This window comes from Curtobacterium sp. 314Chir4.1, from assembly GCF_900215175.1.
Classification (GTDB): Bacteria; Actinomycetota; Actinomycetes; order Actinomycetales; family Microbacteriaceae; genus Curtobacterium; species Curtobacterium pusillum_A.
This window is the reverse complement of record NZ_OCMI01000001.1, coordinates 646,825-670,977: the sequence shown is the minus strand read 5'-3', so window position 1 is coordinate 670,977 and position 24,153 is coordinate 646,825. Positions and strand designations below refer to the sequence as shown.

Annotated in this window: 26 protein-coding genes; 25 read left to right on the top strand and 1 reads right to left on the bottom strand. The window is 69.0% G+C overall.

What is annotated here, in order from left to right:
- Positions 1-2: 2 nt before the first annotated feature.
- The gene (locus CRP27_RS03090) at positions 3-488 is read right to left on the bottom strand and encodes a flagellar protein FlgN (RefSeq protein WP_079238870.1); all 486 of its coding nucleotides are present in this window, start codon (positions 486-488) and stop codon (positions 3-5) included.
- Between the two features lie 421 nt (positions 489-909).
- Between CRP27_RS03090 and CRP27_RS03085 the strand changes: the two genes are divergently transcribed.
- The 25 genes from CRP27_RS03085 to CRP27_RS02960 all read left to right on the top strand — a co-directional run bounded on the left by CRP27_RS03085 (position 910) and on the right by CRP27_RS02960 (position 24,144).
- Positions 910-1,725 (top strand): sigma-70 family RNA polymerase sigma factor, encoded by an 816-nt coding sequence (locus CRP27_RS03085; RefSeq protein ID WP_097179261.1) that lies wholly within the window; start codon positions 910-912, stop codon positions 1,723-1,725.
- A 131-nt stretch (positions 1,726-1,856) separates the two neighbouring features.
- A complete protein-coding gene (locus CRP27_RS03080) occupies positions 1,857-2,696 on the top strand; it encodes a flagellin (RefSeq protein ID WP_217990679.1) in 840 nt (279 codons plus the stop codon).
- 111 nt (positions 2,697-2,807) lie between these two features.
- Positions 2,808-4,205, top strand: a complete 1,398-nt coding sequence (gene fliD, locus CRP27_RS03075; protein ID WP_097179259.1) for a flagellar filament capping protein FliD — start codon at positions 2,808-2,810, stop codon at positions 4,203-4,205.
- A gap of 11 nt (positions 4,206-4,216) precedes the next feature.
- Positions 4,217-4,693, top strand: a complete 477-nt coding sequence (gene fliS, locus CRP27_RS03070) for a flagellar export chaperone FliS (protein WP_097179258.1) — start codon at positions 4,217-4,219, stop codon at positions 4,691-4,693.
- On the top strand, positions 4,683-4,952 hold the full coding sequence (locus CRP27_RS03065) for a hypothetical protein (protein ID WP_097179257.1): 270 nt from the start codon (positions 4,683-4,685) through the stop codon (positions 4,950-4,952). The genes fliS and CRP27_RS03065 overlap by 11 nt, the downstream gene beginning before the upstream one ends.
- 247 nt (positions 4,953-5,199) lie before the next feature.
- Positions 5,200-5,544, top strand: coding sequence for a flagellar basal body protein (locus CRP27_RS03060; RefSeq protein WP_097179256.1), 345 nt, complete (start codon positions 5,200-5,202; stop codon positions 5,542-5,544).
- Positions 5,541-5,936 (top strand): flagellar basal body rod protein FlgC, encoded by a 396-nt coding sequence (locus CRP27_RS03055; RefSeq protein WP_255257409.1) that lies wholly within the window; start codon positions 5,541-5,543, stop codon positions 5,934-5,936. Before CRP27_RS03060 ends, CRP27_RS03055 begins: the two co-directional genes overlap by 4 nt.
- The gene (gene fliE / locus CRP27_RS03050; RefSeq protein ID WP_079235908.1) at positions 5,936-6,271 is read left to right on the top strand and encodes a flagellar hook-basal body complex protein FliE; all 336 of its coding nucleotides are present in this window, start codon (positions 5,936-5,938) and stop codon (positions 6,269-6,271) included. Before CRP27_RS03055 ends, fliE begins: the two co-directional genes overlap by 1 nt.
- Positions 6,271-7,941 (top strand): flagellar basal-body MS-ring/collar protein FliF, encoded by a 1,671-nt coding sequence (gene fliF / locus CRP27_RS03045; protein WP_097179255.1) that lies wholly within the window; start codon positions 6,271-6,273, stop codon positions 7,939-7,941. The genes fliE and fliF overlap by 1 nt, the downstream gene beginning before the upstream one ends.
- Positions 7,938-8,993: a flagellar motor switch protein FliG gene (gene fliG, locus CRP27_RS03040; RefSeq protein ID WP_097179254.1), complete on the top strand. Its 1,056-nt coding sequence runs from the start codon at positions 7,938-7,940 to the stop codon at positions 8,991-8,993. Before fliF ends, fliG begins: the two co-directional genes overlap by 4 nt.
- Positions 8,986-9,696 (top strand): hypothetical protein, encoded by a 711-nt coding sequence (locus CRP27_RS03035; RefSeq protein ID WP_097179253.1) that lies wholly within the window; start codon positions 8,986-8,988, stop codon positions 9,694-9,696. The genes fliG and CRP27_RS03035 overlap by 8 nt, the downstream gene beginning before the upstream one ends.
- The gene (locus CRP27_RS03030; protein ID WP_097179252.1) at positions 9,693-11,048 is read left to right on the top strand and encodes a FliI/YscN family ATPase; all 1,356 of its coding nucleotides are present in this window, start codon (positions 9,693-9,695) and stop codon (positions 11,046-11,048) included. Before CRP27_RS03035 ends, CRP27_RS03030 begins: the two co-directional genes overlap by 4 nt.
- Positions 11,048-11,479, top strand: a complete 432-nt coding sequence (locus CRP27_RS03025) for a flagellar export protein FliJ (RefSeq protein ID WP_097179251.1) — start codon at positions 11,048-11,050, stop codon at positions 11,477-11,479. Before CRP27_RS03030 ends, CRP27_RS03025 begins: the two co-directional genes overlap by 1 nt.
- Positions 11,476-12,186 (top strand): C40 family peptidase, encoded by a 711-nt coding sequence (locus CRP27_RS03020; RefSeq protein WP_097179250.1) that lies wholly within the window; start codon positions 11,476-11,478, stop codon positions 12,184-12,186. Before CRP27_RS03025 ends, CRP27_RS03020 begins: the two co-directional genes overlap by 4 nt.
- Complete coding sequence (locus tag CRP27_RS03015) at positions 12,183-13,619, top strand: flagellar hook-length control protein FliK (RefSeq protein ID WP_097179249.1); 1,437 nt, start codon at positions 12,183-12,185, stop codon at positions 13,617-13,619. Before CRP27_RS03020 ends, CRP27_RS03015 begins: the two co-directional genes overlap by 4 nt.
- Positions 13,620-13,659: 40 nt before the next feature.
- Positions 13,660-14,103 (top strand): flagellar hook assembly protein FlgD, encoded by a 444-nt coding sequence (locus tag CRP27_RS03010; RefSeq protein ID WP_097179248.1) that lies wholly within the window; start codon positions 13,660-13,662, stop codon positions 14,101-14,103.
- A 35-nt stretch (positions 14,104-14,138) separates the two neighbouring features.
- Positions 14,139-15,314, top strand: coding sequence for a flagellar hook protein FlgE (locus CRP27_RS03005; RefSeq protein WP_097179247.1), 1,176 nt, complete (start codon positions 14,139-14,141; stop codon positions 15,312-15,314).
- A 231-nt stretch (positions 15,315-15,545) separates the two neighbouring features.
- The gene (locus tag CRP27_RS03000; protein ID WP_176505441.1) at positions 15,546-16,814 is read left to right on the top strand and encodes a site-specific integrase; all 1,269 of its coding nucleotides are present in this window, start codon (positions 15,546-15,548) and stop codon (positions 16,812-16,814) included.
- Positions 16,815-17,062: 248 nt separating this feature from the next.
- A complete protein-coding gene (locus CRP27_RS17910) occupies positions 17,063-18,496 on the top strand; it encodes a hypothetical protein (RefSeq protein ID WP_176505440.1) in 1,434 nt (477 codons plus the stop codon).
- A gap of 151 nt (positions 18,497-18,647) precedes the next feature.
- A complete protein-coding gene (locus CRP27_RS02990) occupies positions 18,648-20,708 on the top strand; it encodes a hypothetical protein (protein WP_141399672.1) in 2,061 nt (686 codons plus the stop codon).
- Entirely contained in the window at positions 20,705-21,166 is a 462-nt protein-coding gene (locus CRP27_RS02985) for a hypothetical protein (RefSeq protein WP_097179243.1), read from the top strand. Before CRP27_RS02990 ends, CRP27_RS02985 begins: the two co-directional genes overlap by 4 nt.
- Before the next feature lie 851 nt (positions 21,167-22,017).
- Positions 22,018-22,539, top strand: coding sequence for a hypothetical protein (locus CRP27_RS02975; RefSeq protein ID WP_097179241.1), 522 nt, complete (start codon positions 22,018-22,020; stop codon positions 22,537-22,539).
- Positions 22,532-22,849, top strand: a complete 318-nt coding sequence (locus tag CRP27_RS02970) for a hypothetical protein (protein ID WP_141399671.1) — start codon at positions 22,532-22,534, stop codon at positions 22,847-22,849. The genes CRP27_RS02975 and CRP27_RS02970 overlap by 8 nt, the downstream gene beginning before the upstream one ends.
- Positions 22,842-23,852, top strand: coding sequence for a hypothetical protein (locus CRP27_RS02965; RefSeq protein WP_141399670.1), 1,011 nt, complete (start codon positions 22,842-22,844; stop codon positions 23,850-23,852). The genes CRP27_RS02970 and CRP27_RS02965 overlap by 8 nt, the downstream gene beginning before the upstream one ends.
- A complete protein-coding gene (locus tag CRP27_RS02960) occupies positions 23,845-24,144 on the top strand; it encodes a hypothetical protein (protein ID WP_097179238.1) in 300 nt (99 codons plus the stop codon). The genes CRP27_RS02965 and CRP27_RS02960 overlap by 8 nt, the downstream gene beginning before the upstream one ends.
- Positions 24,145-24,153: the final 9 nt, after the last annotated feature.

Sequence of the window (24,153 nt, the reverse complement as noted above, 5' to 3'; positions counted from 1 at the left end):
TGCTACAGGGTCCCCTCGAAGAGGCGTGCGCCGTCCGAGCCCGCACCCGAGGCACCGGAGGCGTCGTAGGTGGCGGCGCCCGTGACGGACCCGGCGAGGGTCTCCTCGGTCGCCTGCGCGGCGGCTCGGAGGAAGCGGTCGTTCTCGTCACGCAACGACCCGATCTGGGTGGTCAGCTCGACCATGGCGGTGAGGTGCGCGGCGAGGATCTCGCCCCAGGGTCCGCTCGGGGCCGCGGCGACGACCTCGCGCAGCGGTGCGTCAGCGGCGACGCCCCACTCCTCGGCGACCTCGGCGCTCGACGCGGCGCGCTCGAGTCCGGTGCTGCGGAGGCGCTCGAGGACCTGCTCGACCTCGCGGCTGGCGTGCGAGACCCAGCGGGAGCGTCCGGCTGCGAGCAGCAGCTGTTCCTCCTCGAGCTTGAAGGTGAGCAGCTCGAGCAGTTCGCGTTCGCGCCAGAGCACGGCGGACAGTTCGTTCACGCTCATCGTCTCCTCCCGGTGGGGTGTGTCGGTCATCCTGCGGACACCGGGACCTATCGGGTCGCGGGTGCCGGGCGTAAGCGCCGGTCCGGCGACTGCGCCTGCCGGACACGAGCCGCGCCTCCCGGAATCCACCCCGACCGGGGGACAAGAACACCCGTTCCTCACCCGGTGTCCCCCCAAATGCCGACCGGGGAAACGCCGTCTCACCCCCGCACTGGGGACGGTTGTGCACCCGTACAGGGCTTTGCCAGCCGATACATTCGAAGCGCACCGCGGGGGACACCCCGCACCGCGTCGCAGGGGCGCGGACGTGCACCACCCGGAGGGAACCGGGTGGTTCTTCGGCGTACGCACCGGCCATCCGAGGCCGGTGTCCGCCGCGCCCAGGGACGGGTCAGTCACGTCAGTCGACCAGGGGATCAGCATGGACCGGAACGACCGCAACGCGATGATCGTGGAGCACCTCCCGCTCGTGGGCTACATCGTCGCCGACGTCCGAGCGCGTGCCACCCACCTCGACCGTGACGACCTCGCCGCCGTCGGGTCGCTCGCGCTCGTCGCCGCGGCCGAGGCGTTCGACCCCGACCTCGGCGTCCCGTTCGGTGCCTACGCCCGGACCCGGATCACCGGTGCGATCGCCGACGACATGCGCTCGGCCGACTGGGCGTCCCGCGGCACCCGGAAGCGCATCCGGGAGACCCTCGCCACGCAGGAGGCCCTGTCTGCGAGGCTCGGCCGGAGCGTCGGGGTGCAGGAGATCGCCGATGCCATGGGCGTGGACCGCCAGACCGCCTCCGACGCGATGAGCGACGCCGCCCGGACCGTGACCCCGATCGACGAGACCGTCCACGACACCCTGGCCGCCGACCTGCCGCTGCCGGGCGAGGACCTGCTCGAGGCGGAGAAGCGCCGCTACCTCCGCGCCGCCGTCGAGGCGCTGCCGGAGCGGATGCGCTTCGTGGTCGAGAACGTGTACTTCGGTGACCGCTCGGTGACCGAGGTCGCCGCCGAACTCGGCATCACCCACTCCGCCGTGTCGCAGCAGCGCTCCGAGGCGATGCGCCTGCTCCGCGACGGACTCGCCGCCCACTACGGGGACGAGGGCGTGGCCGTGGAGCCGGCGTCGCGGACGACCGCCGCACGCCGGAGCGCCTACCTGGCACGGGTCGCCGCGAACGCCACCGCCGGTGTCGCCCGCGCCGTGCACGACGCCACCACCCCGGTGGTCGCGGCGAGCTGAGACCTCGACGAGTCGATCTCCCCAGAAAACCTCGTCGATCCCCTAACGGCTCCGGCCAACCGGTCGAGAGTCACCCATGTCAGCCCACGGACGGGCAGACGAAAGACCCAGATTTCACGGAGGAAACCACCATGGGTATGTCCATCAACACCAACCTCTCGGCACTCAACACGTACCGGAACCTCAACTCGACGCAGAACGACCTGTCGAAGTCCCTCGAGAAGCTCTCGTCGGGTCTCCGCATCAACCGTGCTGCCGACGACGCGGCCGGTCTGTCGATCTCCGAGGGGCTGAAGTCCCAGGTCGGTGGCCTCACGGTCGCCGCCCGCAACGCGCAGGACGGCATCTCCGTCGTGCAGACCGCTGAAGGTGGCCTCACCGAGACCCACTCGATCCTCCAGCGCATGCGCGACCTCGCCGTGCAGGCCGGCAACGACTCGAACAACGCGGACTCCCGCACGGCGATCTCCACCGAGGTCACCGAGCTGTCCAAGGAGCTCACCCGCATCTCCCAGTCGACCAACTTCAACGGGATCAACCTGCTCGACGGCTCCGCCGGCACCGCAGGCGTCCTGAAGTTCCAGGTCGGCGCCAACGGCGACGCAGCGAGCCAGATCGACGTCGACCTGTCGGGCGCGAACGTCGCCACCGTGGCGACTTCCGTCACCGGCATGGACTTCACCACCGCGGACGGTGCGCAGGCCGCCATCAAGACGATCGACGACGCGATCAAGACCGTGTCGACGGCTCGTTCGAACATCGGTGCCATCCAGAACCGCTTCGACCACGCCATCAACGTGACGAACGTGGCCAAGGAGAACCTCACCGCTGCCGGTTCGCGCATCACCGACGTCGACATGGCGGAGGAGATGGTCAAGTACACGCGCGACAACATCCTCAGCCAGGCCGGCACCTCGATGCTCGCCCAGGCGAACCAGAGCACGCAGGGTGTGCTCTCGCTCCTGCGCTAGCAGCCAGCAGTCCAGTAGCACCACCGCCGCCGCCGTCCGGGATCGTTCAGGTACCCCGGGCGGCGGCGTCACCCGCACCCGACCCCCACCTCCGACGGCAGGGAGCCATCGATGTCGTCCGTGTCATCGGCGAGCAGTCTCGCGATCGACGGTCTCGTCAGCGGTCTCAAGACCACCGACCTCATCAACTCGCTGATGAGCGTCGAGGGCGTCCCGCAGACGCTGCTCAAGAACAAGCTCACCAGCACGAACTCGTTCATCTCGTCGCTGCAGACGATCAACGGGCTCGTGCAGACCCTCGCCACCAAGGCGAAGGACGCGGCCAAGGCCACCTCGCTCGACCTCTTCACGGCGACGAGCTCCTCGCCGGGCGTCACCGCGGTGACCGGCGCCAACGCCAGCGCCGGGTCGATCAGCTTCACCGTCGGCTCGACCGCGTCCGCGCAGGTCGGCGTCACGGCGGCGATGGCCACGTGGTCATCCGCCGCTCAGCCGCTCACCATCGTCGGGGCGGACGGTACGAAGACCACCGTCACGCCGGCGTCCGGGTCGCTCGACGACACCGTGTCCGCGATCAACAAGTCCGGCGCGGGCGTCACCGCCACGCGGGTCTCGGCCGGGACCGACGCCGACGGCAACAAGCTCTACCGGCTCCAGCTGACCTCCGCCAAGACCGGGGCCGACGGTGCGTTCCAGCTCTACCGCGGGACGGCCGACGAGGTCACCGCCGGCACCGCGACGAACGTCCTGACCGAGGTCGGCGCGGCACTCGTCACGCAGGCGAAGGACGCCAGCGTCACGCTGTGGGCCGGCACCGCCGCCGCACAGACCGTGACGAGCTCGACCAACACGTTCACGGACCTGGTCCCGGGGCTGAGCGTCACGGTGTCGCAGCCGACGACCGACCCGGTGACCCTCACCGTCGCCCAGGACTCGACGAAGGCGCAGGCGGTGGCGTCCGGCCTGGTCGACGCGATGAACGCCGTCGCCGCCTACTACAAGTCGAACACCTCGGTCACGAGCACCACGAGTGCGACCGACGGGACGACCACCACCACGGCCGGCGTGCTGATGGGGGACGCGACCACGCGCGACGTGGTGCAGCGGCTCTCGAGCACGATGTCCGCACCGGTGAACGGCAAGTCCCCGTCGTCGATCGGCATCGTGATCACGAAGGACGGCGACTTCACGTTCGACGCCGACGCCTTCCAGAAGGCCCTGGCGACCGACCCGCAGGGCACGCAGGCGGTGCTCTCCGGGGTCGCCGCCAACGTCGGTGCCGCCGCGACCGCCGCCTCCGACAAGTACGACGGCTCGATCACGACGTCGATCACCGGGCAGCAGGCCGTCGCGAAGGACCTCAACACCCAGATCGACAGCTGGACCGACCGGCTCACCGCCCGCCGCGCAGCGCTGCAGACGCAGTACGCGGCACTCGAGACCAGCCTCAGCAAGCTCCAGTCCCAGTCGAGTTGGCTCGCGAGCCAGCTGGCGTCGACGTCGAGCTGACGGGAAGCAGCATGAACGCCTTCGACCTGCAGTCCGCCGCCTTCCGGCAGGCCGCGCAGCCCCGCACCGTCACCGACCAGCGGCGTGCGCAGTACACGAACGAAGCGGTGCTGTCCGCGACGCCGGCGCAGCTCGTGACGATGCTGTACGACCGGTTGCTGCTCGACCTGCACCGTGCCGAGGCAGCCCAGACGACCGCCGACTGGGAGGCCGCCCGCGAGCAACTCCTGCACGCCCAGGCCATCGTCGGGGAGCTCTCGTCGACGCTGCGGATCGACGCGTGGGACGGCGGCGAGGGACTGCTCGCGATCTACAACTACGCGTCCACCTCGCTCATCACGGCGAACGTGCACCGCGACGTCCAGGCCACCCGCGACTGCATCCGGATCCTCGAGCCGTTGCGGCAGTCGTGGCACGAGGCCGCTGCCTCGCTGCCCGCCGCCTCGGCCGGCCAGCACCCCACGGGCGGAGCACTCGGTGTCGCGTGACGCGTGGGAGGCAGCACTCGCCGCCCTGGAACAGGACCTGACCGGCGACACCGACACCGTGTGGTCGGAGCCGGCCGGGCTGGGACCGGTGCCGCGGGACCTGGTGGGGCGTGCCTCCAGGCTGCTCGCCGCGCAGCGGGACCGCATCGCGGTCCTGGACGCCGAGCGCCGCTCGACCGCCGGACACCTCGGCGCGCTGCGGTCGGTCGCGGACACGCGGGAGCCGCGCGGCTCGGTGTACCTCGACGCGTCCGCCTGACGCGCCGGTCGGTGCGGCTGCGGACTCGGAACGACAGAGTCGACGTCGTACGACATCGACGTTGTCGTACTGAGTCGGCCCCCGCCCACCCCGCCCCGCCCCCCGTTCGGGGCGAGCCCTAACATGCTCCACGGCCCGGCCGACAGCGCCACCTGAGCACGGATCGCTCACCAGTTCGGCCACGGATCGGCCACCGCCATCAGGCGACGTCAACAGGGGACGTCGCCAGCGAGGGGACGGTCCACCAGTGTTCGATTCCGTGACGAGCGTCGCACTGCAGAGTGCGCTCGACGGCCTGTCGATGCGGCAGAAGGTCATCGCGAACAACATCGCGAACATCAACACGCCGAACTACCACGCCGAGAAGGTCCAGTTCGAGGACGCCCTGGCGAAGTCGATCGTCGACGGCAACGGCAGCACCACGCCGACCGTCGCGCGGAGCCTCGAGCCGACGAACACGAACGGGAACAACGTCAACCTCGACGAGGAGACGCTCTCGAACGTCGACACCGTGCTCCGGTACCAGTTCGCGACCCAGGCGATGAACTCCGAGCTCACCAGCGTCCGTGCGGCGATGCGGACCACCTCGTGACCACGTTCGACGCGATCGGCATCGCGAGCACCGGCATGACCGTGCACCGCAAGTGGCTCGACGCGGTGTCGGACAACATCGCCAACGCCAACACGGTGAAGTCGATGGACGACACCGCCTTCCAGGCCCGGTACGTCGAGGTCCAGGAGGGCAACGGCGTCTCCGGCGCCTACGTCAAGGGCGCCGCGTTCGGCAGCGCAGCCGGCCGCGTGACCTACGACCCGGACAACCCGCTCGCGAACGAGGAGGGCTACGTCCGTATGCCCGACATCGACCTCGGCACGCAGATGGCGGACCTCATCATGGCCCAGCGCGGCTACCAGGCGAACGCCGCCGTGGTCGACCGTGCCAAGACCGCCTACGAGGCGGCACTGCAGATCGGGAAGAACTGATGCCCATCGACGCCGTCAACGGTGTGACCACCAACGCGATGACGAACGCACTGACCAGCGTGTCCGGCACCTCCAGCGACGTCGCCGGCACCGCCGGGGCGACCAGCACCGACGGCAGCGGGTTCGCCGCGAGCCTCGGCAACGCCGTCGACGGGCTGCAGCAGCTGCAGAGCGACTCGAAGACCCTGGCGCTCAAGGCCGTCACGGGCAACCTCGACGACATCCACGACGCCACGATCGCCGCCACCCGTGCGCAGGTCACCCTCGAGCTCGTCTCCGCCGTCCGCAACAAGGGCGTCGACGCCTTCAACGAGATCATGAGGATGCAGGCCTGATGCCGGTCGCCGTCAAGAACGTCCTCGGACGTCTCGCCGCCTACGTCAAGGGGTTCAGCGCCGCCCAGCGGACCATCGCGATCCTCGTCATCGCCGCGCTCCTGCTCGGCGGCATCGCACTCGCGAGCTGGCTCGGCAAAGCGTCCTACGCGCCGCTCTTCACCGGCCTCGCGGCAGCCGACGCCAGTTCCATCACCGACCAGCTGCAGACCGACGGTGTCCCGTACCAGCTGACCGACGGCGGCGCGACGATCCTCGTGCCGCAGGCGCAGGTGTACTCGGAGCGGCTCAAGGCCGCGTCGAACGGGCTGCCGTCGTCGAACGAGGGCGGCTACTCCCTGCTCGACAAGATGGGGGTGACGAGCTCCGAGTTCCAGCAGGACGTCACCTACAAGCGGGCGATGGAGGGCGAGCTCGCGAAGACCATCGGCGCGATGGACGGCGTGCAGACCGCCACCGTGCAGCTCGCCATCCCCGAGAAGACCGTGTTCGTCTCCGAGGAGAAGGACCCGACCGCGTCCGTGTTCATCGCCACGAAGAACGGCGCGGAGCTGAGCACCGACCAGGTCCAGGCGATCGTGCACCTCACGAGCGCCGCCGTCGAGGGCATGCAGCCGACCGACGTCTCCGTCGTCGACGCCAAGGGCCAGACGCTCTCCGCCGTCGGCACCGGGGCGACCGGCAGCGGTGCGGACCAGGCGGCGGACTACGACGCGTCGACGAGCAAGAAGGTGCAGGACCTGCTCGACACCACGCTCGGCGTCGGCAACGCCAGCGTCGTGGTCTCCGCGACGATGAACCAGAACTCGGGGACCCGCACCTCGGAGTCGTACACGACGCCGACGACCGGTCCGGTGGCGCTGAACGAGTCGTCGACCACCGAGCAGTACGGCTCCGGATCGGGTGCGGCCGGCAGCGGCGCGACCGGTGTGCTCGGGCCCGACAACATCGCCGTGCCGAACGGCACCGCCAGCAGCGGGACGGGCGACGACGGCTACACCAACGAGTCCGCGACGAAGAACAACGCCGTGGACCACACCACGGAGACGACCCAGCTGCCCGCCGGCGGGCTCTCCCGGCAGACGATCTCCGTCGCGCTGAACTCGAAGGCCACCGCGGTGCAGAACGCTAACCTGCAGAGCATCAACGACCTCGTGTCCGCCGCAGCCGGTGTCGACCAGACCCGTGGCGACCAGGTCCGCGTGGCGATGATGGACTTCGACACGAGCACGGCGGACCGTGCCGCGAAGGCCCTGAAGGAGCAGCAGCAGGCCGACCAGCAGGAAGCGCTGTGGTCGTCGATCCGCACTGCCGGGATCGTCGTCGGCGCGCTGCTCGCCGTGATCGCGCTCTTCGTGTTCCTCGCCCGCCGCAGCCGGAAGCAGGAGCGCGAGGCGGTCGACCTCGGCGAGCTCGACGCCTTCGCCGGTGACACCTTCCAGCTGCCCCTCGCCGTCGACGGCGCCGACCGGAGCACGCTGCAGGCCGGGGACGCCCCGACCGTGGCGCTGCCGACGATGCCGCACGACGACGCGCCGACCGAGATCCTCACCACCGAGGAGATCACCGCCGAGCGCCGCCGCCAGGACATCTCCGCCCTGGCCGAGCGCGACCCGAAGCGCACGGCCGAGCTCCTCCGCGGGCTCCTCGACGACCGGGCACCGGTGTGAGCGCCCTGGTGCCGAGCGCCGGGGGCGCGGCCAGCGGCGCGAACGAGCGTCCGCTGAGCGGCGCCCAGAAGGTCGCGCTCATCCTCATGCAGATGGAGACCGAGCGCGCCGCCGAGGTGATGAAGCAGTTCACCGAGATCGAGGCCGAGGAGATCTCCGCCGAGATCGTCCGGATGCGCCGCGTCGAGGACACCGTCGTCGACCGGACCCTCACCGAGTTCCACCGGATGACCATGAGCGGCCGCATGCAGAAGCGCGGCGGCAAGGAGACGGCGCTCGGACTGCTCGAGGCGTCCTTCGGCGCCGAACGGGCCGCGGGCGTGATGGACCGGCTGGCCTCGAACCTCGCGGGGCAGTCGTTCGACTTCCTCGACGACGCCGAACCCGGGCAGGTCGTCACGCTGCTCGAGGGGGAGCTCCCGCAGACCATCGCCCTCGTGCTCGCGCACCTCAAGCCGGCACAGGCCAGCGCCGTGCTGGCCGGGGTCGACGAGCGCGTCCGCACCGACGTCGCGCAGGCGTTCGCCACGATGGGCTCCGCCACCCCGGAGGCCGTCGGGATCGTCGCCGGGGTCCTCCGGCAGCGTGCCGGCGCCGTGGTGTCCCCGCGCGAGAGCCTCGAGGTCGTCGGCGGCATCCAGCCCCTCGTCGAGATCATCAACCGGTCGGACGTCGCCACCGAGAAGGCCGTGCTCGACGGGCTCGAGGCGCGCGACCCCGAGCTGGCCGAGGACATCCGCTCCCGGATGCTCACCTTCGAGGACATCGTCAAGCTCGAGTCCCGCGACATCCAGCAGGTCCTGCGGGGCATCGACTCGAAGCTCCTCGCGACCGCGATGAAGGGTGCGGCCGCCCCCGTCGTCGAGACCATCCGCGCCAACGTGTCCGAGCGCAACCGCGAACTCCTCGACGACGAGCTGCAGGCGATGGGCCCGGTCCGGGTGTCGCAGGTCGAGGAGGCACGCGCCGAGGTGGTCCGCTCCGTGCGCGAACTCGAGGCGCAGGGCGTCATCACCGTCCACCGCGCCGAGGAGGACGAGCTCGTTGACTGACGCCGCCGCCACCGTCCAGCGCGTCGCGTTCCCCGTCATCGGGGACGCGGCCGGACGCGACCGTGCCGCCAGCGCCGACGTCCGCGGACACGCCGCCGGGTACGCCGCCGGCCTCCGCGCGGCGCAGGCCGAGACGGACGCGCTCCGTGCCCGGCTCGAGGCCGAGCACGCCGCGCGCCTCGCGTCGGTGCACGCCGACGCGGCGCGTCGCGTCGCCGTCCTCGACGCCGCGACGAACGCGATGCTGTCGCAGGTGACGCCGGTCCTGGACGCCGCGGAGCAGTCGGTCGCGACTGCCGCCGTCGACCTGGCCGAGGCCGTCGTCGGGTACGCGATCCGTGCCTCCAGGCAGTCTGCCGACACCACCGACGGCCTGGGCCCCCTCGCGCCGGTTCCGGACCGTTGCGGAGCCTGCGGAGCAACGGGTCGGCCGAGCGCGTGGGGAGAGGCGCGGGGCGCGTCCGGTGCCGAGGCGACCGTCGTGCGGGCACTCGCCTCCATCGACCGCACGGTCGCCGTGGCGATCCGGCTGAGCGTCGGCGACGCTGCCCGCGTGGCCGACCTGGACCTGCCGGTCCCGGTCGTCGCGGACCCGACGCTGTCCGACGGCGACGCCGTCGTCGACCTGCCGGACGGGCTGCTCGACGCCCGCATCACCACGGCGCTCGACCGCGCCCGCACCGCGCTGGGGGTCGCCTCATGACCGCCACGCTGCAGCGACCGATCCTCCGCCCCCGTGGGCTCGACGAGGCGCTCCGACAGGCTGCCCCGCAGCGCGTCGGCGTCGTCACGAGCGCCGTCGGGCTGGGGCTCACGGTCGCCGGGCTCGACGCGCACGTCGGCGAGGTCGTCTCGGTCGGTGCCGAGGGCGGGCCGCAGACCCTCGTCGAGGTCGTCGCGACCGACGTCACCGGGGTGCGCTGCATGCCACTCGGACGGCTCACGGGCATCACCGCGGGGACACCGGCACGCCCGACCGGTCGCCCCGTCCTCGTGCCGACCGGCGCGGGACTGTTCGGGCGGGTGCTCGACGGACTCGGCCGGCCGATCGACGACCGCGGGCCGCTCGCCGGTGCCGGTGGCGAGCCGGTCGCGTGGGTGCCGCTCGACCACGAGACGCCGAACGCCATGGCGCGCACGCGCATCGACGCCCCGATGCAGCTCGGCGTCCGGGTGCTCGACACCCTCACCACCGTCGGCCGGGGACAGCGCATGGGCCTGTTCGCCGGCTCCGGCGTCGGCAAGTCGTCGCTGCTGTCGATGATCGCCCGGGGGAGCGACGCCGCCGTCAACGTCATCGCGCTCGTCGGGGAGCGCGGCCGCGAGGTGCGCGAGTTCCTCGAGGACGACCTCGGACCCGAGGGCCTCGCCCGCTCGATCGTCGTCGTGTCGACCTCGGACGAGCCCGCGCTCATGCGCCTCCGTGCCGCGTTCGTCGCCACCCGCATCGCCGAGTCGTTCCGCGACGCCGGCCAGGACGTCGTCCTCATGATGGACTCGCTCACCCGCGTCGCGATGGCCCAGCGGGAGATCGGGCTGTCCGTGGGGGAGCCGCCGGCCACCAGGGGCTACCCGCCGTCGACGTTCTCGGTGCTCGCCGGGCTGCTCGAGCGCGCCGGGACCGACCGGGTCGGCAGCATCACGGGCCTGTACACGGTGCTCGTCGACGGCGACGACCACAACGAGCCGATCGCGGACGCCGCCCGCAGCATCCTGGACGGGCACGTCGTGCTCGACCGGAAGCTCGCGATCACCGGGCACTTCCCGTCGGTGGACGCGCTCGGGTCGGTGTCGCGCGTGGCCTCGAAGGTCACGACGCCGTCGCAGCGCGGTGCCGCGACGACCCTCCGGAAGGTCATGGCCGCACGGAGGGCAGCGCAGGACCTGCTCGACGTCGGCGCGTACCAGCCCGGGACGAACCCGCTCGTGGACGCCGCCGTCGACCACCAGGACGCGATCGACGCGTTCCTGCGCCAGGGGATGGACGAGCGCGCGACCGCGGCTGCGTCGTGGCAGCACCTCGGGACGCTCGTGCAGCAGTTGGCGGTGGCCTGATGGCGCGCCGCTTCCCGCTCGCCGGGCTCCTCCGCCTGCGGCACGCCGAACAGGACCGTGCCGCTGCCGCCCTCGCCGCCGCGAACGAGCGGGTGCGCGACGCCGCCGACGCCCGGATCGCCGCACGCCGGAGCCTCGCCGACGCCGAGGGGTCGCAGCCGATCCAGGACGCCGCGACCCTCAGCGCCGTCGCCGCTGCACGTGCCGCGACCCGGGGCATGCTCGAGGAGCTCGACGCCGTCGTCCGCAGCCGTCGCGCCGATGCCGACCAGGCACAGGACGACTACAACGGTGCCCGTCGGTCCGCCCTCGGGCTCGAGAAGCTCGAGGTCCAGCACACGGAGCAGCAGACCGCCGAGGAGCTCCGCACCGAACAGAACGCCCTCGACGAGATCGCGGCCCGGAGCCGTGCGGAAGGTGGTGCCCGATGAGCGTGGACGCCGTGCTCTCCCGGATCTCCGAGATCCGGACCCAGATCGACGCCCTGCGCACGGGGACGACCGGCACCGGGGCGACCGCCACCACGGCCTCGTCGTCGAGCGCCGCGAACTCGACCGCGTTCGCCGATGCGCTGGCGACCGCGACCGGCACGACCTCCGGCACGCCCGCAGCGACCGCGTCGGGCGTCTCGACCGCGACCTCGGTCGACGCCGGGGCGGGCACCATCGCGACGGGCAGCGGCGCCACCGGGGCAGACGTCGTCGCCGACGCGAAGAAGTACCTCGGCGTGCCGTACGTGTTCGGCGGCACCACGACGAGCGGCATGGACTGCTCGGGCCTGGTGCAGACCGTGTTCAAGGACCTCGGGGTGAGCATGCCCCGGGTCGTGCCGGACCAGGCGAAGATGGGCGTCGAGGTCGGGTCGCTCAAGGACGCCCAGCCCGGGGACCTCATCATCCCGAAGGGCGAGGGACACGTCGTCATCTACGTCGGCGACGGGAAGGTCCTGCACGCACCGCGACCGGGCAAGGACGTCCGGATCGTCGACAACTGGTACAAGGACTCCGACATCGCCACGATCCGTCGCATCGTCCCGGCGCAGGCGTCGGCGACGCCCGCGGTCTCGGGAGCGTCGGGCACCACCGACCTGCAGACCGCGGCACTGCTGTCGCTGATGAACTCGGGGAGCGCAGCATGAGCATGACGATCGCCACGCCGGGACCTGCACCCACGGCCGCCAAGCCCACTGCCGGCGCCGCTCGGGGGAGCGCCGACTCGTTCGGTGCCGCCCTGGCCGCCGCTGGGACGCCGGACGACACCGCGGGTGCCGCGGGCGCCGTCGAGATCGCGACCGGAGGCGGAACCGGGCCCGCTCCTGCCGCCGGAGTGCGGTCTCGGGATGGCGCCGAGGCGCACACTGCGGACACGGCGGACGGGAACGAGGCAGGCGCGGCCGGATCGGCGGTGCTGGTGAACCCGCTCGTCGCGACGGTGGTGCCGGCGGCGGTCGTCCCGATCGCCGTCGCGCCGGCGGCAGCAGCCGTCACGACTGCGGTCGCCGAGGCCGCGGTCGCCGTCACGACCGCGACGAACGTTCCCGCCGACGCTCAGGCGTCCGGCACGTCGACCGGGACGAGCAGTCCGGCCCTGTTGCGCGCGACGGCACCTGCGGCCGAGGCCGTCACCGCCGCTGCCACGCCCACGCCCACGACGACGACCACGGCGGCACCGGCCGCCGCGGAGCCGGCCGCCGCCGCACCGGCCCCCACCGGCACGACCACCCCGTCCGCCGGCACGTTCCCGACCGCGACGATCCCCACCACGACGACCCCGACCGCGACGACCCCGACCGCGTCCGGCCACCCCACGGCGTCCGCCACGGTCGGCGACGCGACGACGGCGGAGCCCGCGATCACCGCACCCGCGGTCGCGACGGCGACCGCAGCCACACCGGCACCGGCCGCCCGTGCCGACACGGCGGCGCCCGTCGTCACCGGCGCCGTCGCCCCGGCCGCCCCCGCCGCCGAACAGCAGGGCAGCAGCGCCCAGACCGGCCACGGGTCGGACCGCGGCGCGGCCGGTCAGGGTGATCCGGGCCTCCAGGCAGTCACCGCCCCGCGCGGAGGCGAGACGCCGTTCGCCGTCCCGACCACCGCCCCGACCGCCGCGCCGGCGCCCGCGTCCGGCGCGACCGCCGCGAACGCACCCGCGCCGCTCGCGCAGCAGCTGAGCCGTCCCGTGTTCACGCTCGCGCAGGCCGGCCCCGGCGAGCACGTCGTCACCATCCAGGTGACGCCGGACACGCTCGGACCGGTGACGGTGCGCGCGCACGTCACGACGCACGGGATGCACGTCGAGCTGTTCGCCGCCTCCGACGCGGGCCGCGACGCGGTGCGGCAGGTCCTGCCGGACCTCCGCCGCGACGCGTCGGGCACCGGGCTGACGACGACCATGGACCTCTCGTCGCAGAACCACCCCGGCGACGCACCGGGACGCGAGCAGCGACAGCCCGCCGGGACGCTCCGCCCCGACGTCGGCGACCCCGGCCTGGAGGCACGGCTCACCCCGCGCAGACCCGGCGCCACCCACACGCCCACCGTCCGCACCGCCGGACTCGACGTCCTCGCCTGAGCGACGTTCGCCAGCACAGGCAGAACCGAAGGGAACGACCATGCCGATCGACGGCATCACCGGCAGCGTGGACCAGGCCGCGCAGGCCGCGGCCCTCGCCGCGAACGCCTCCTCGAAGAAGTCGCAGACGATGGACTCCGAGGTGTTCATGAAGCTGCTCGTCACGCAGCTGCAGAACCAGGACCCGTCCTCGCCGATGGACACCAACCAGATGATCAGCCAGCAGACGCAGCTCGCGATGATGGAGCAGATCACGAACCAGACCACGACGGCGAACGAGAACTTCTCGCTGCAGATGCGGATCGCCGCCGCCAACCTCGTCGGGAAGCAGGTCAGCTACACCGACGCCACGACGGGCACCTCCGTCACCGGGACCGCCTCGGCCGTGTCGTACGCGAACAGCGTGCCCACGGTCACCGTGAACGGCAAGGAGGTCGCACTCGACGTGATCTCCGGCATCACGACCGCCGCTCCGGCTTCCTGACCCTTCCTCTTCCTCGTTCTCCGAAAGGACGCACCATGCTCCGCTCGCTCTACTCCGGGATCTCCGGCCTCCGTTCGCACCAGCAGATGCTGGACGTCACGGGCAACAACATCGCCAACGTCAACACGGTCGGCTTCAAGTCGTCGTCGACGGTCTTCCAGGACACCCTGTCGCAGATGACCCAGGGCGCCGGCGGACCGCAGACCGGCATCGGTGGCACGAACCCGGCGCAGATCGGCCTCGGCGTGCAGGTCGCCGGCGTCTCCACGAACTTCGCACAGGGCTCCGCCCAGGCCACCGGCAAGGCCACCGACCTGATGATCTCGGGCGACGGCTTCTTCGTCACCCGCCTCGGCAACGACACGGTCTACACGCGTGCCGGTGCGTTCGACTTCGACGCCGACGGCCGCCTCGTCACCGCCGACGGCAAGATCGTCCAGGGCTACCCGGCCACGAACGGCGTCGTCAACGAGAACGGCGCGCTGTCGGACATCGTCCTGCCGCTCGACGCCGCCGCCCCCGCGGTCCGCACGACCACCGCCGGCGTCACCGGCAACCTGCCGTCCGAGACCGCGGTCGACACGGTGATCACCCGCGACGCGACCGTGTACGACGCGTCCGGCGCGAAGCACACCATGTCGATCGCCTACAAGCGCACCACGACCGGCTGGGACGTCACGGCCACCGACGGTCAGGGCACGCAGGCGACCTCGTCGATCGCCTTCGGCGCGAACGGCGCGCTCACCAGCGGCGGAACCCTCGCCGTCGGCGGGATCACCGTCGACATGAGCCAGCTCACCGGGTTCGCGTCGCTGAACACCGCGTCGATCGCGTCGCAGAACGGACACGAGGCCGGGTCCCTGCAGGGCTACTCGATCTCGAAGGACGGCACGGTCGTCGGCAGCTTCTCGAACGGCGCCTCGCTCGCGATCGGTCGCATCGCCCTCGCGACGTTCGCCAACCCGGCCGGCCTCGAGAAGACCGGCGCCTCGGGGTACCGTGCCACGGCGAACTCCGGCAACGCGTCCGTCGGCGCGCCGGGGTCGCCCGGCGTCGGCCAGCTCGCGTCGGGCACGCTCGAGATGTCGAACGTCGACCTGTCGCAGGAGTTCACGAACCTGATCGTGGCGCAGCGCGGGTTCCAGGCGAACGCGCGCATCATCACGACCTCGGACGAGGTGCTGCAGGAGCTGACGAACCTGAAGCGGTAAAGATCCGGAAAACCCCCCTGTCTCCTCTTCGTGGGAGTGCAGGGGGGTTCTGCCGTCATCGTCCGGAAAACCCCTGTCTCCTGCTCTCGCTGTAGGCCATACTGGCTCCCACTAGCGAAGGGGCAGGCGATGGCACGAGTACGAGTGCACCGCGGCGGCGACTGGGACGTCCAGATCGTGCAACGCACCCTCGGAGTCGTCCCGCACGTCGTTCCACCGGTCACGGCTCCCGTGATCACCATCGACGGAATCGTCGAGGACGACGCATCGGCGTGGCTGCGCGAAGTCGACGCGCGCACGGGACTCCGCAAGACCAGGACCGCAATCACCCGCGCCGACAGCCTCCGAACATTCCTGCACTACATCACCGCACACAACACGTCACTGCGCGGCGCAACAAACGCGCACATCGTTGGGTACATCAACACGCGCACGACCGGGCCGAATCGCGTTTCGGGGAACACGATCGCTTCCGACCGCGCGACGATCCGCGGCTTCTACGAATGGCTGCGCGACGAACGAGGTATTCCTCTGCCAATCACGCTCGACGAGTTGCGAACGGCCAACGGTCCGGTGCTCTCGATGCGCGAAGGTCGAGGCATCCCGAAAGCGAGCGCCGCCCAAACGCCGCTCGAACCACCGCAGATCGATCAACTCCTCGCCGCCGCAATCACCCGCAACAACGGCCAGAACTACACCGCTGCCCGCGACGCCGCCTTCATCTCCCTCGGACTCGCATGCGGCGCACGAGCCGACACGCTCGCCCACCTCCTCACCTACGAAATCCTTCAAGCGCCTTCAAGCACACCACGCAACCCCAATCCAGTCGAGGGCGATCTCATCCAGATGCGCCTCCCCGGCGCCGTTTCAAAAACCTCCCGGGAAGTCGTCCTCCCCGCTATCCGTCGACACCTCGACCGAGTGCGCAAGTACGTCGATCCGGAAACAGGCGGCCGACGGCACCAACTCGAAAGATGGAAGCCACCCGCAAACCCGATCTGGGTTGCGAGCGGCCCCACGGCAAAGTTCCACGGCATCGTCGACACGGACGGCATCCGCAGGAACTTCAACACAATGACAGCCGATGAACGGCGGCGACTCGTCACCGAAACCGGACAACCAGCGCTGATCTTCCTGACCGTCCACCGCGGCCGCCCCCTCAGCGAGCGCACGGCCGAAGAGATCGTCACCGACGTCTCCGCCGAGGCGGAACGCCGCGCTGCAGAGGCCGGAAGCATCTTCCCCCACGTGACGACCCACGACCTTCGCGGAACCTACGCAACGCACCTCGGAGCGCTCTTCTACTTCGGAGTCCCGACCAGCGCTGGCCGAGACCTCGACGGCAAACCCCATCGCGTCAACATTCAAAGCGCAGTGAAAATGGCATCGATCGGGCTCGGTCACATCGACCAGAAAACAACGCAGCTCTACATCCAACAAGTCGGACTGATGGCCAGCCGGTACACGATCGACGCGTTCCTCGGACGGACGCAGCAATGAGGATGGACAATGACCGCGCCTACCTCAGTGCTCGCAACACGGACCAACGCGGAGTCAACCCGAACTACATCACAGAAGCCACGAGAACCACCGCTGGAGATCTTCGGCTCGCTGTCAGCGGCGCTCGAAATCCAATCTTCATTCGGCAGCTAGGATCCACGGCGGCGGGAGATCAGCTCACTGAACACCTCTTGAGATCGATACACCTCAGTGGTGGCACGTGGACCTCAGCCGCTACCGTCAGAACGGTGGCAAGTGGGGCGCGTCAGTTCCTGGTCGAACTTGAGGACCTTGCTGGATGTACACGTCTAGACGACGAGTTACTGACAGAAGTGATTCTTTGGGATGCGATCGTCCGTGCCGCTGGCAATGTAAGCAAACGTCGAAACCTGAGACGCTGTGTGTGCGGCGCCTTGGAACAGTGGCATCCGGACGGAGAAGTGCTTTCGGAGGCCCTTTTCGCCTATACGATCCCCGTAACAAAACCGGCTGTAGTCGGCTACGCGCCGGACATCATGGACGCCATCGAAGCGTCAATGAAGGAGCGAGTCTCCGCCTGGTTCTTGCGGTACCGAGAAGCAGTACAACGCACTTACGGGACGCTGCCGAAAGACTGGCTGCAGCTCGAACCGCCCGCTCTCGCTCCCCAGGCGGTGGCACTTCCACAAGGATTTGAAGTCCACGAGGACGACCTCGTCCCGGCAATGATACTGCTCGCCGTCCTCGACAATCTCGGACCAAACCTGAGCGTCATTCGTTCATTCACATGCGACTCTGCCGAGCAGTCGAGCGAAACAGCGGGATACGCAACCGGCGTCAAGGCCCGTAACGGCCAAGTCATCCGAACACCAGCGCCGGCCGGGGGACTCTTCAGCTTCGTCGGACTACTCAACTTCATCACTGCCGCCACAAACGTCGACCGCGCGTTCCGCCAACACTCGTTCGACTTCGACCGCTTACTCTTCATCCCAACCGGTGCCAATGAAGTGCTTGGTGAGAAACATATCCGCAAATGGTGGTCCTCGCACTTCGGCGCAGCGTTTGAACGCGGCGGCCTTCCTGACTCGATCAGCTTCCGTAAGCTGCGGAAAGGGGCCGTTAACCGCGGAAGAAGCTCGGGACAGCGAATCATCGGACAGAGCGAAGAGATGTCCCGCATCTACCTCGCAGACGCCGTTCCCGACGTCATTAAAGTGCCCCTCCTTCTCGCCACGCAGGACAACGTCGCGCAACATTGGCGAGACCGTACGTCACTGACCTCAGCAGACGTCCCGGACGAAATCGAGCTTGAGCAACACGAGCGCGACGCGAAGGCCGCGATCGAGGCAGCAGACGGAATCATGGACGTCGGCGTCGCAGCATGCATCACTAACGGGCAATCCCCAACAAACCCCGCACTCCCTTGCGGTCTCGGGCCGATCGCGTGCTTCACCTGCCCGAAAGGCTACCGCACGCCTGAAGTCATCCCGGGTCTGGTCGCGGCCGTCGAGTTCAGCGCGAACATCCGAAAGTACGAACCAGCCGAATGGCTCGACGGTGACGCGCCGCTCTTGTATGCATTCGCAACCCGCAGCCTTGAACAGTTTCCGAAGTCGCTCGTCGACGCAGCGCCCGATACCGCCGTCGACAACGGTCGCGCGCTAGTTGCCTGCGCCTACTATGAAACGAGGGTTCGTGAATAAGACTCCGGCGGTTCCGTCAATCCCCGTTCAAGGGGCGCGGCCACGGCTCAGCCCCGCGACGGACGTGCGCGCTCTCATCCCGCGAGGTGTGCAGATTCGCACTCCCATCCGATACGGCGATGACATCTGGAACATCGAAGGCTACCCACTCGTGAATCAGAGCGTGAGGAAAATCGAGTTCGCTGACATCCCGGCGCGCTGGCGGCACATCGTCAAGGACTGGATCCTCCTCCGCCTCAACCCGACGCTCGCAAGAACCGGCGCAAGTGGCCTCGACACCTCGGCCCCCAACGCTCTCGCCCTTGCCGCTGCCGCGCCCGTATCGATGATGACCGCGGTCGCATACGCTCTTACATTCAAGGTCACCCTGCCCATCATCGATGCCCACGGCACGGTATTGACCGCAACTGACTGGCGGTCAGTGGCGCAGGCCATCGAGGACCGTAGCCCCGGCAACGCGCCGCTAACGAGCGCAACGTACGCACTGCAGTTGCCCGCGCTATGGAAGGCTCGACACGTGCTCGGGGCGCCGGAAATGTTCGGCGGCCGCCCATTCGGCGGCGAAAGCGTGATGAAGGTCTTCAAAGTGCCAGAGCGCGGCCCGAACACTGAGCGACCCAACCCGGAGACTTGCGGCGCAGTCCTCGGCCTAAGTCTCTGGATCATGGACCACTGCGCGGAGGACATCCTGACGCGCCGCGAACATCTTGCCCAGGTGCCCGACAGAACTCACCTGAGCCGAGCCGAGCAACTCGCGGTGGTCATGGACGACCTGCGACGGTGGCGGGAGACCGGTCGCGCCCTCCCGGCAACGGTCGGACTGCGCGGAGATACAGTCGATCCCGCACCCTCTTGGGCCACCTTCGTCAAAATGGCTGGCTGCTCAAACAAGGTGCTCAAGGACCCGGTCGGCCCTGCGGTCGCCGTCTGGGCGGACCTGCGACGAGAGCGAGGCGTGTCGGTGAGGGAGGACGGATTCGACCTGCCGATACAGCACGTTCCAGCGCTCGACGGATCACTGCGTCCATGGACCGACGGGCTGATCGCGACCCGCTATGGAAACGGGTTGGACTATTGGACATCTCTGCTGGCGTTCGCCTGTGCATACGTCATAGCCCTGCTCACAACCGTACGGGACCGAGAGTTCGCGGCATTGCCCGATGACTGCATCCGCGCCGGAAGCTACGAACGAGGCGACACCGATGTTCCTGTCACGCGAATGCGCGGTTTCCTAATCAAGAACGTGCCGGAGCCCCGCCCCGCCACATGGGTCGTCAGCGAGGACGTCGTCCGCGCCGTTCAGATCATCAAGCGCCTGAAGAAAGCGTTGCATCTCGCGCCAAGAGTGCACCCGACTACCGGTGAGGAAATCCTCTTCCACCCGGGTCTGGGACTCGGAAAGGTCACCAAGACAGATTCGATGGTGCTTCAGTTCGAGTGGCTTCGTCGATTCGAACGAGCAGGGGAGATCCTGTCCGATCGCGGCTTGATCGCTGCACTCCCGGAACTGCCAACGTGGCTGTCCCATCGAACAATCAGGATCACTGGAGTGCAGTGTTATGCGAGCCAGCCATGGGGCGACGCACTCGCAGCAGCCCAGGGGCATTGGTCCAGCCGGAAGGTGGCAGAGGGCTACTACGGGCACCTTCCGAACAGTGTCTACATCGCCGACCCAGAGTCAGTCGAAGAAGTTCGGCAGGTCGTCCTGGGCCAGACGCTCATCGACGTCGCCGCCGACGTCACGGAGCTTGGGTTAGACGACGCGATTGGCGGCCGAGGTGCCCAACGACTGGACGACGCGCTCATCCGTTCGGACGCCTACAAACTCATCAACGAGCCTGTGACGGGAAAGCAGCTCGTTAAGCTTGCCAAGGGCAACAAGAACGTCGTCGCCGGGACGTTCACCATCTGCGTCTTTGGCCCCGGCGGACTGTGCGGCGGCGTGATGGAAGCAAACTTCCGGCTCTGCCGACCAGGTGCCTGCAAGAACTCGGCCATGACGAAGGGTCAGCGAGCCCGACAGGAACTCGCACGAAGAGAGCACGTTGGGCGTGAAGGCATCTTCGAACGTGCCCGAAAGAAGATTGAAGCCGACATGCCAGAACTCAAGCCGGAGTTCGAGACCTTCACGGATCCCGATCTGATCGAGCTGATCCTCACAGAGCTGCCGGGAAGCTACGCGGCGGCGGCGCGGCGGCAGGTGATCGTATGACGACGAACCGCGAGCTGGCCGCGCTCCTCGCCAAAGTCATGAGCGGCAGCGAACCCCTGCCTGTGCCACTCCAAGCCCTCATCGCGGGAACATTGCTCTCAGCCAACGGCGAGCCCGTCAGCAAGGCCGGCATGGCACGAATCGGTAAGTACTCGCACGGAAGCGCACACAAGCACTACAACGAATTACTCGTCGCTCTCCAACACCGGGTCCCGCTCGAGGTTAGCCGAATGAACGATGATGATCGGGACCCGATCACCATCACTCAGCTGCGAGCTGAGCTCACTGAGCGCGACGCGACCATCGACGGACTTCGAGAACAGATTTCGACCGCGAGCGAAGATCTAGAGAACGTACGGCGCTACGCGCTCGCACTACACCAACATGTGCATGGCCTCGAGGCCCAGGTCGCGTCGACGGAAGGGAGGCAGGTGCGGCCGCTTCGCATCCTCGAGTAGCCGTGCCCAGCTCGTCCCGTGGTTTGAGCCGGAGGAGCTACGGCCATCGATCGACGACTACCTCGTCGGTAGGGTTCGGAGCATCGAGAGCCTCGACCAGGTCGCTGAAGCGCAGCCCAAGTCCTTGCGCCAGTTTCCACCAGGCCGTCAGCGTCCCGATTCGTTCTCCCGACACGAGGTACTGAACGCTCCGACGCTGCAGTCCGGATCGGGCGGCAAGCTCGTCCCAGGTCAGGCTGGCGTCGTGCCGCGCCCGCTGAACAGCGAGGCGTAACGCCGAGAGGTTCGGCTCGCTGCGATCTGGCACTCTCCGACGTTCCCGTGGAAACTGCCAGAGCGCAGTGAACAAATGTTCGCTATCTTGTCGGACATGGCAAGACCGGCTGGGCACAAGGCGAACGCCGCAACGCGGCGTCGATGCGGCGCGCGAGAGGGGCCATTGGAGTCGGTTCGAGCTGCAGGTGGGCCGCGGGGTCGTTCGGGTTGCGGGGCCTGGGTCGGTGAGCGAATGAGTCGACGGAGCGGCGACCTCGTTGCTGAGTCTCACCTGTCCACGCTACCCAGTAGGACGTGCCGAGACGGCATCAGGTCGTCCACGCCTGGAGGATTGTCGTGATGGGGGATGGCGCGCTCGGCGAGGCGCCCGTGCGATACGTCGACGCGACCGATTTCGGCGCGCATCCCGTCGAGTGGGTGCTTCTCGTTCATGGACACGGACATGTGGTGCTGACCGTAGAGGGTCTCCCCGTGGCCCGTGTCGAGCCGCTTGCTGGCGCCGCTCAGCTCTCGAAGACAAGAGCGGGGGAGGGCTTGTGAGTTCAGAGGCGCACGAAGCATCCGGACGCCGAATCGTGCAGGTCCCGTTCTCTACCTTCCGAAGCGGACCGCCCCAAGATCTGCAAGCCCTCTACGCCGACGTGCAGGTAGACCAGGCGCTCATTCCCGGCCTGAGGATGGGCCTCGGAGCACTCACCGTGCAGCGCTGGGACCCTGCCTTCGCGGCAGCGGGTTGGACCCTCCACGGCGCCGACCTCACCCTCGACCAGGGTCATCCGTTCGGGTCGATGTTCTACCGGAACGACGCTGACGACCGAGTGCTGCGCATCGGAGTGAAGTGGCATCCGCCAGTGCAGCAGCTCGAGTTCCCCGCCCTGCACCCGTCGAAGCCAGAACTGACCTCCGACTGCACAGACGAGGAAGTTGCTGCGGTCGTGTTGGATGCGCGGAGTCGGATCGGGACGCTTGTCGCGATCAACGCACAGATCGGCTCGTTCGTCGCCACGGAAGAGTCCGAAAACGCGATTCTTGAAGCGTCCGGGCTGGGTCTCGAGCGGCTGTCGGAGGATGACCCGCGGTTGGCCGGCGATGCCTGATCGTCACGGTCCGCCGCGGTTCGAACCGGTGCCGTTGCGGCTGCTGTCGTTGTCGGCGCAGTTCGACGCCGTCATCTGGCCGACGCTGGCAGGGATGACGTTCACGAACTCCACCGGGCCGAAGATCCTGCAACGGACCGTCAACGTCCGGAGCACGGAGGACGGGTTGGTGTTCACGCTGCTCAACGGTGCTCCGTTGACGAACCCTGCTGACCCGCTGCTGGAAGCAGCGACACAGGTGCTGGACGTGCTCTCCCAGCTCCGTGCGGTGGGGCGTGGTCCGGAAGTGGTGGGGCCGCCGGATGTCTGACCGGACGTGGGTGCAGGACATCCGGCACGAGCAGACGATCCTGTCGTTGCCGTTCGGGCTCGGGTGGACTGTCGACATCACCCAGACGCTGGTCGCGCTGGCTGCGGCGGGGATGCCAGCTCGTGTGGAGGCGTTCGATCGGCTCCGGTTCGATGACGGCCGGTCCGGGTTCCTGGCCACTCCGGACCCGACCGCCGGGATCAACGATGACGGCACCCCGGCCGAAGGGACCGAGGACCTGATCGTCCTGCCCGGCGGGTCGGAAGGCGGGGTGCTGTCGTTGGCGCGTCGGTATCCGGACCTGGTGGTCGTGAACGGGAAACGAGGGCGCGTCTGGGCCGACGGCAAGCAGGTCCACGGGTCGTCGATGGAGCGCGACGCGACGCCGGGGTGGCGGAACGTGTTCGCCGTCGCCCGCACGGTCACGATGCACGGTGGCAGCACCGCGGACATCGCCGCCCGGTCAGGGCTGCCGGTCGAGCAGGTTGCGGAGGCGCTCCGAACGCTGGGCGATCACGTCGTGTCGACCGAGGCCGGGTGGGAGGCCACCGACCTGGGCAACCTGGTCGATTGGACGCTCGCCGCGTACCCGGGTCCGGGCGGTGTCCGCACCACCTGGCGACGCAACGACACCACCGACCAGCAGGCGGACCAGCTGATCGGGTTGGGTGGGGTGATGTCGGACCGATGGGCGGCGCAGCAGTCCGGTGTGTTCGTGCCGCCGAACCGGCTGACCACGTTCTTCGCCCAGCACCCCGACATGGGAGCGCTCGGCTACGAGCCCGCCACTGCGGACGATGCGACGGTGACGGTCGTCGTCCCGCAGGACACCACCACCCTGACTGCTGAGGGGTGTTGCACGGACGAGTTCATCACCGCGTACGTCATCTATGAAGACAGCTGGGTGACCGCGAACACGGACGCCGTCAACGGGCTGCGGCAACTGCTGCACTTTCAAGCCAACCTCGCCCACGACCTCCGCTGGAACCTTCCCCATGACTGACCAGGCGAACCCGAGCGGTCTGCAGCTGCTGTCCCTGACGTTGGCGTACGACGACACCCGCTTCTTCGGCGCCATCCTCTTCACCCACCCCGATCATTCAGAAGAGAAGGACGAGGCGGTCCTCATCGACCACACCGACGAACCGCCATGGTTCCGCCTCACCAACGTCAACCCCGACGCTCAGGACCCTGCCGCTGCGGAGATGGTCGAAGCGGACCGGATCATGCGGTTCCTCCTGCGTTACACGCCCGATCGCATCGGCCGCACCGCCGCCGACTTTCCGCGCCCCTGACCGCTCCGA

Coding starts and splice junctions, on each gene's coding strand:
- CRP27_RS03015 (WP_097179249.1), top strand. CDS start 12,183: ATGAGCATGACGATCGCCACGCCGGGACCTGCACCCACGGCCGCCAAG.
- fliD (WP_097179259.1), top strand. CDS start 2,808: ATGTCGTCCGTGTCATCGGCGAGCAGTCTCGCGATCGACGGTCTCGTC.
- CRP27_RS03010 (WP_097179248.1), top strand. CDS start 13,660: ATGCCGATCGACGGCATCACCGGCAGCGTGGACCAGGCCGCGCAGGCC.
- fliF (WP_097179255.1), top strand. CDS start 6,271: ATGCCGGTCGCCGTCAAGAACGTCCTCGGACGTCTCGCCGCCTACGTC.
- CRP27_RS03090 (WP_079238870.1), bottom strand. CDS start 488: ATGAGCGTGAACGAACTGTCCGCCGTGCTCTGGCGCGAACGCGAACTG.
- fliS (WP_097179258.1), top strand. CDS start 4,217: ATGAACGCCTTCGACCTGCAGTCCGCCGCCTTCCGGCAGGCCGCGCAG.
- fliE (WP_079235908.1), top strand. CDS start 5,936: ATGCCCATCGACGCCGTCAACGGTGTGACCACCAACGCGATGACGAAC.
- CRP27_RS02960 (WP_097179238.1), top strand. CDS start 23,845: ATGACTGACCAGGCGAACCCGAGCGGTCTGCAGCTGCTGTCCCTGACG.
- CRP27_RS03005 (WP_097179247.1), top strand. CDS start 14,139: ATGCTCCGCTCGCTCTACTCCGGGATCTCCGGCCTCCGTTCGCACCAG.
- CRP27_RS02965 (WP_141399670.1), top strand. CDS start 22,842: ATGTCTGACCGGACGTGGGTGCAGGACATCCGGCACGAGCAGACGATC.
- CRP27_RS03080 (WP_217990679.1), top strand. CDS start 1,857: ATGGGTATGTCCATCAACACCAACCTCTCGGCACTCAACACGTACCGG.
- CRP27_RS02970 (WP_141399671.1), top strand. CDS start 22,532: ATGCCTGATCGTCACGGTCCGCCGCGGTTCGAACCGGTGCCGTTGCGG.
- CRP27_RS03025 (WP_097179251.1), top strand. CDS start 11,048: ATGGCGCGCCGCTTCCCGCTCGCCGGGCTCCTCCGCCTGCGGCACGCC.
- CRP27_RS03030 (WP_097179252.1), top strand. CDS start 9,693: ATGACCGCCACGCTGCAGCGACCGATCCTCCGCCCCCGTGGGCTCGAC.
- CRP27_RS03085 (WP_097179261.1), top strand. CDS start 910: ATGGACCGGAACGACCGCAACGCGATGATCGTGGAGCACCTCCCGCTC.
- CRP27_RS02985 (WP_097179243.1), top strand. CDS start 20,705: ATGACGACGAACCGCGAGCTGGCCGCGCTCCTCGCCAAAGTCATGAGC.
- CRP27_RS03020 (WP_097179250.1), top strand. CDS start 11,476: ATGAGCGTGGACGCCGTGCTCTCCCGGATCTCCGAGATCCGGACCCAG.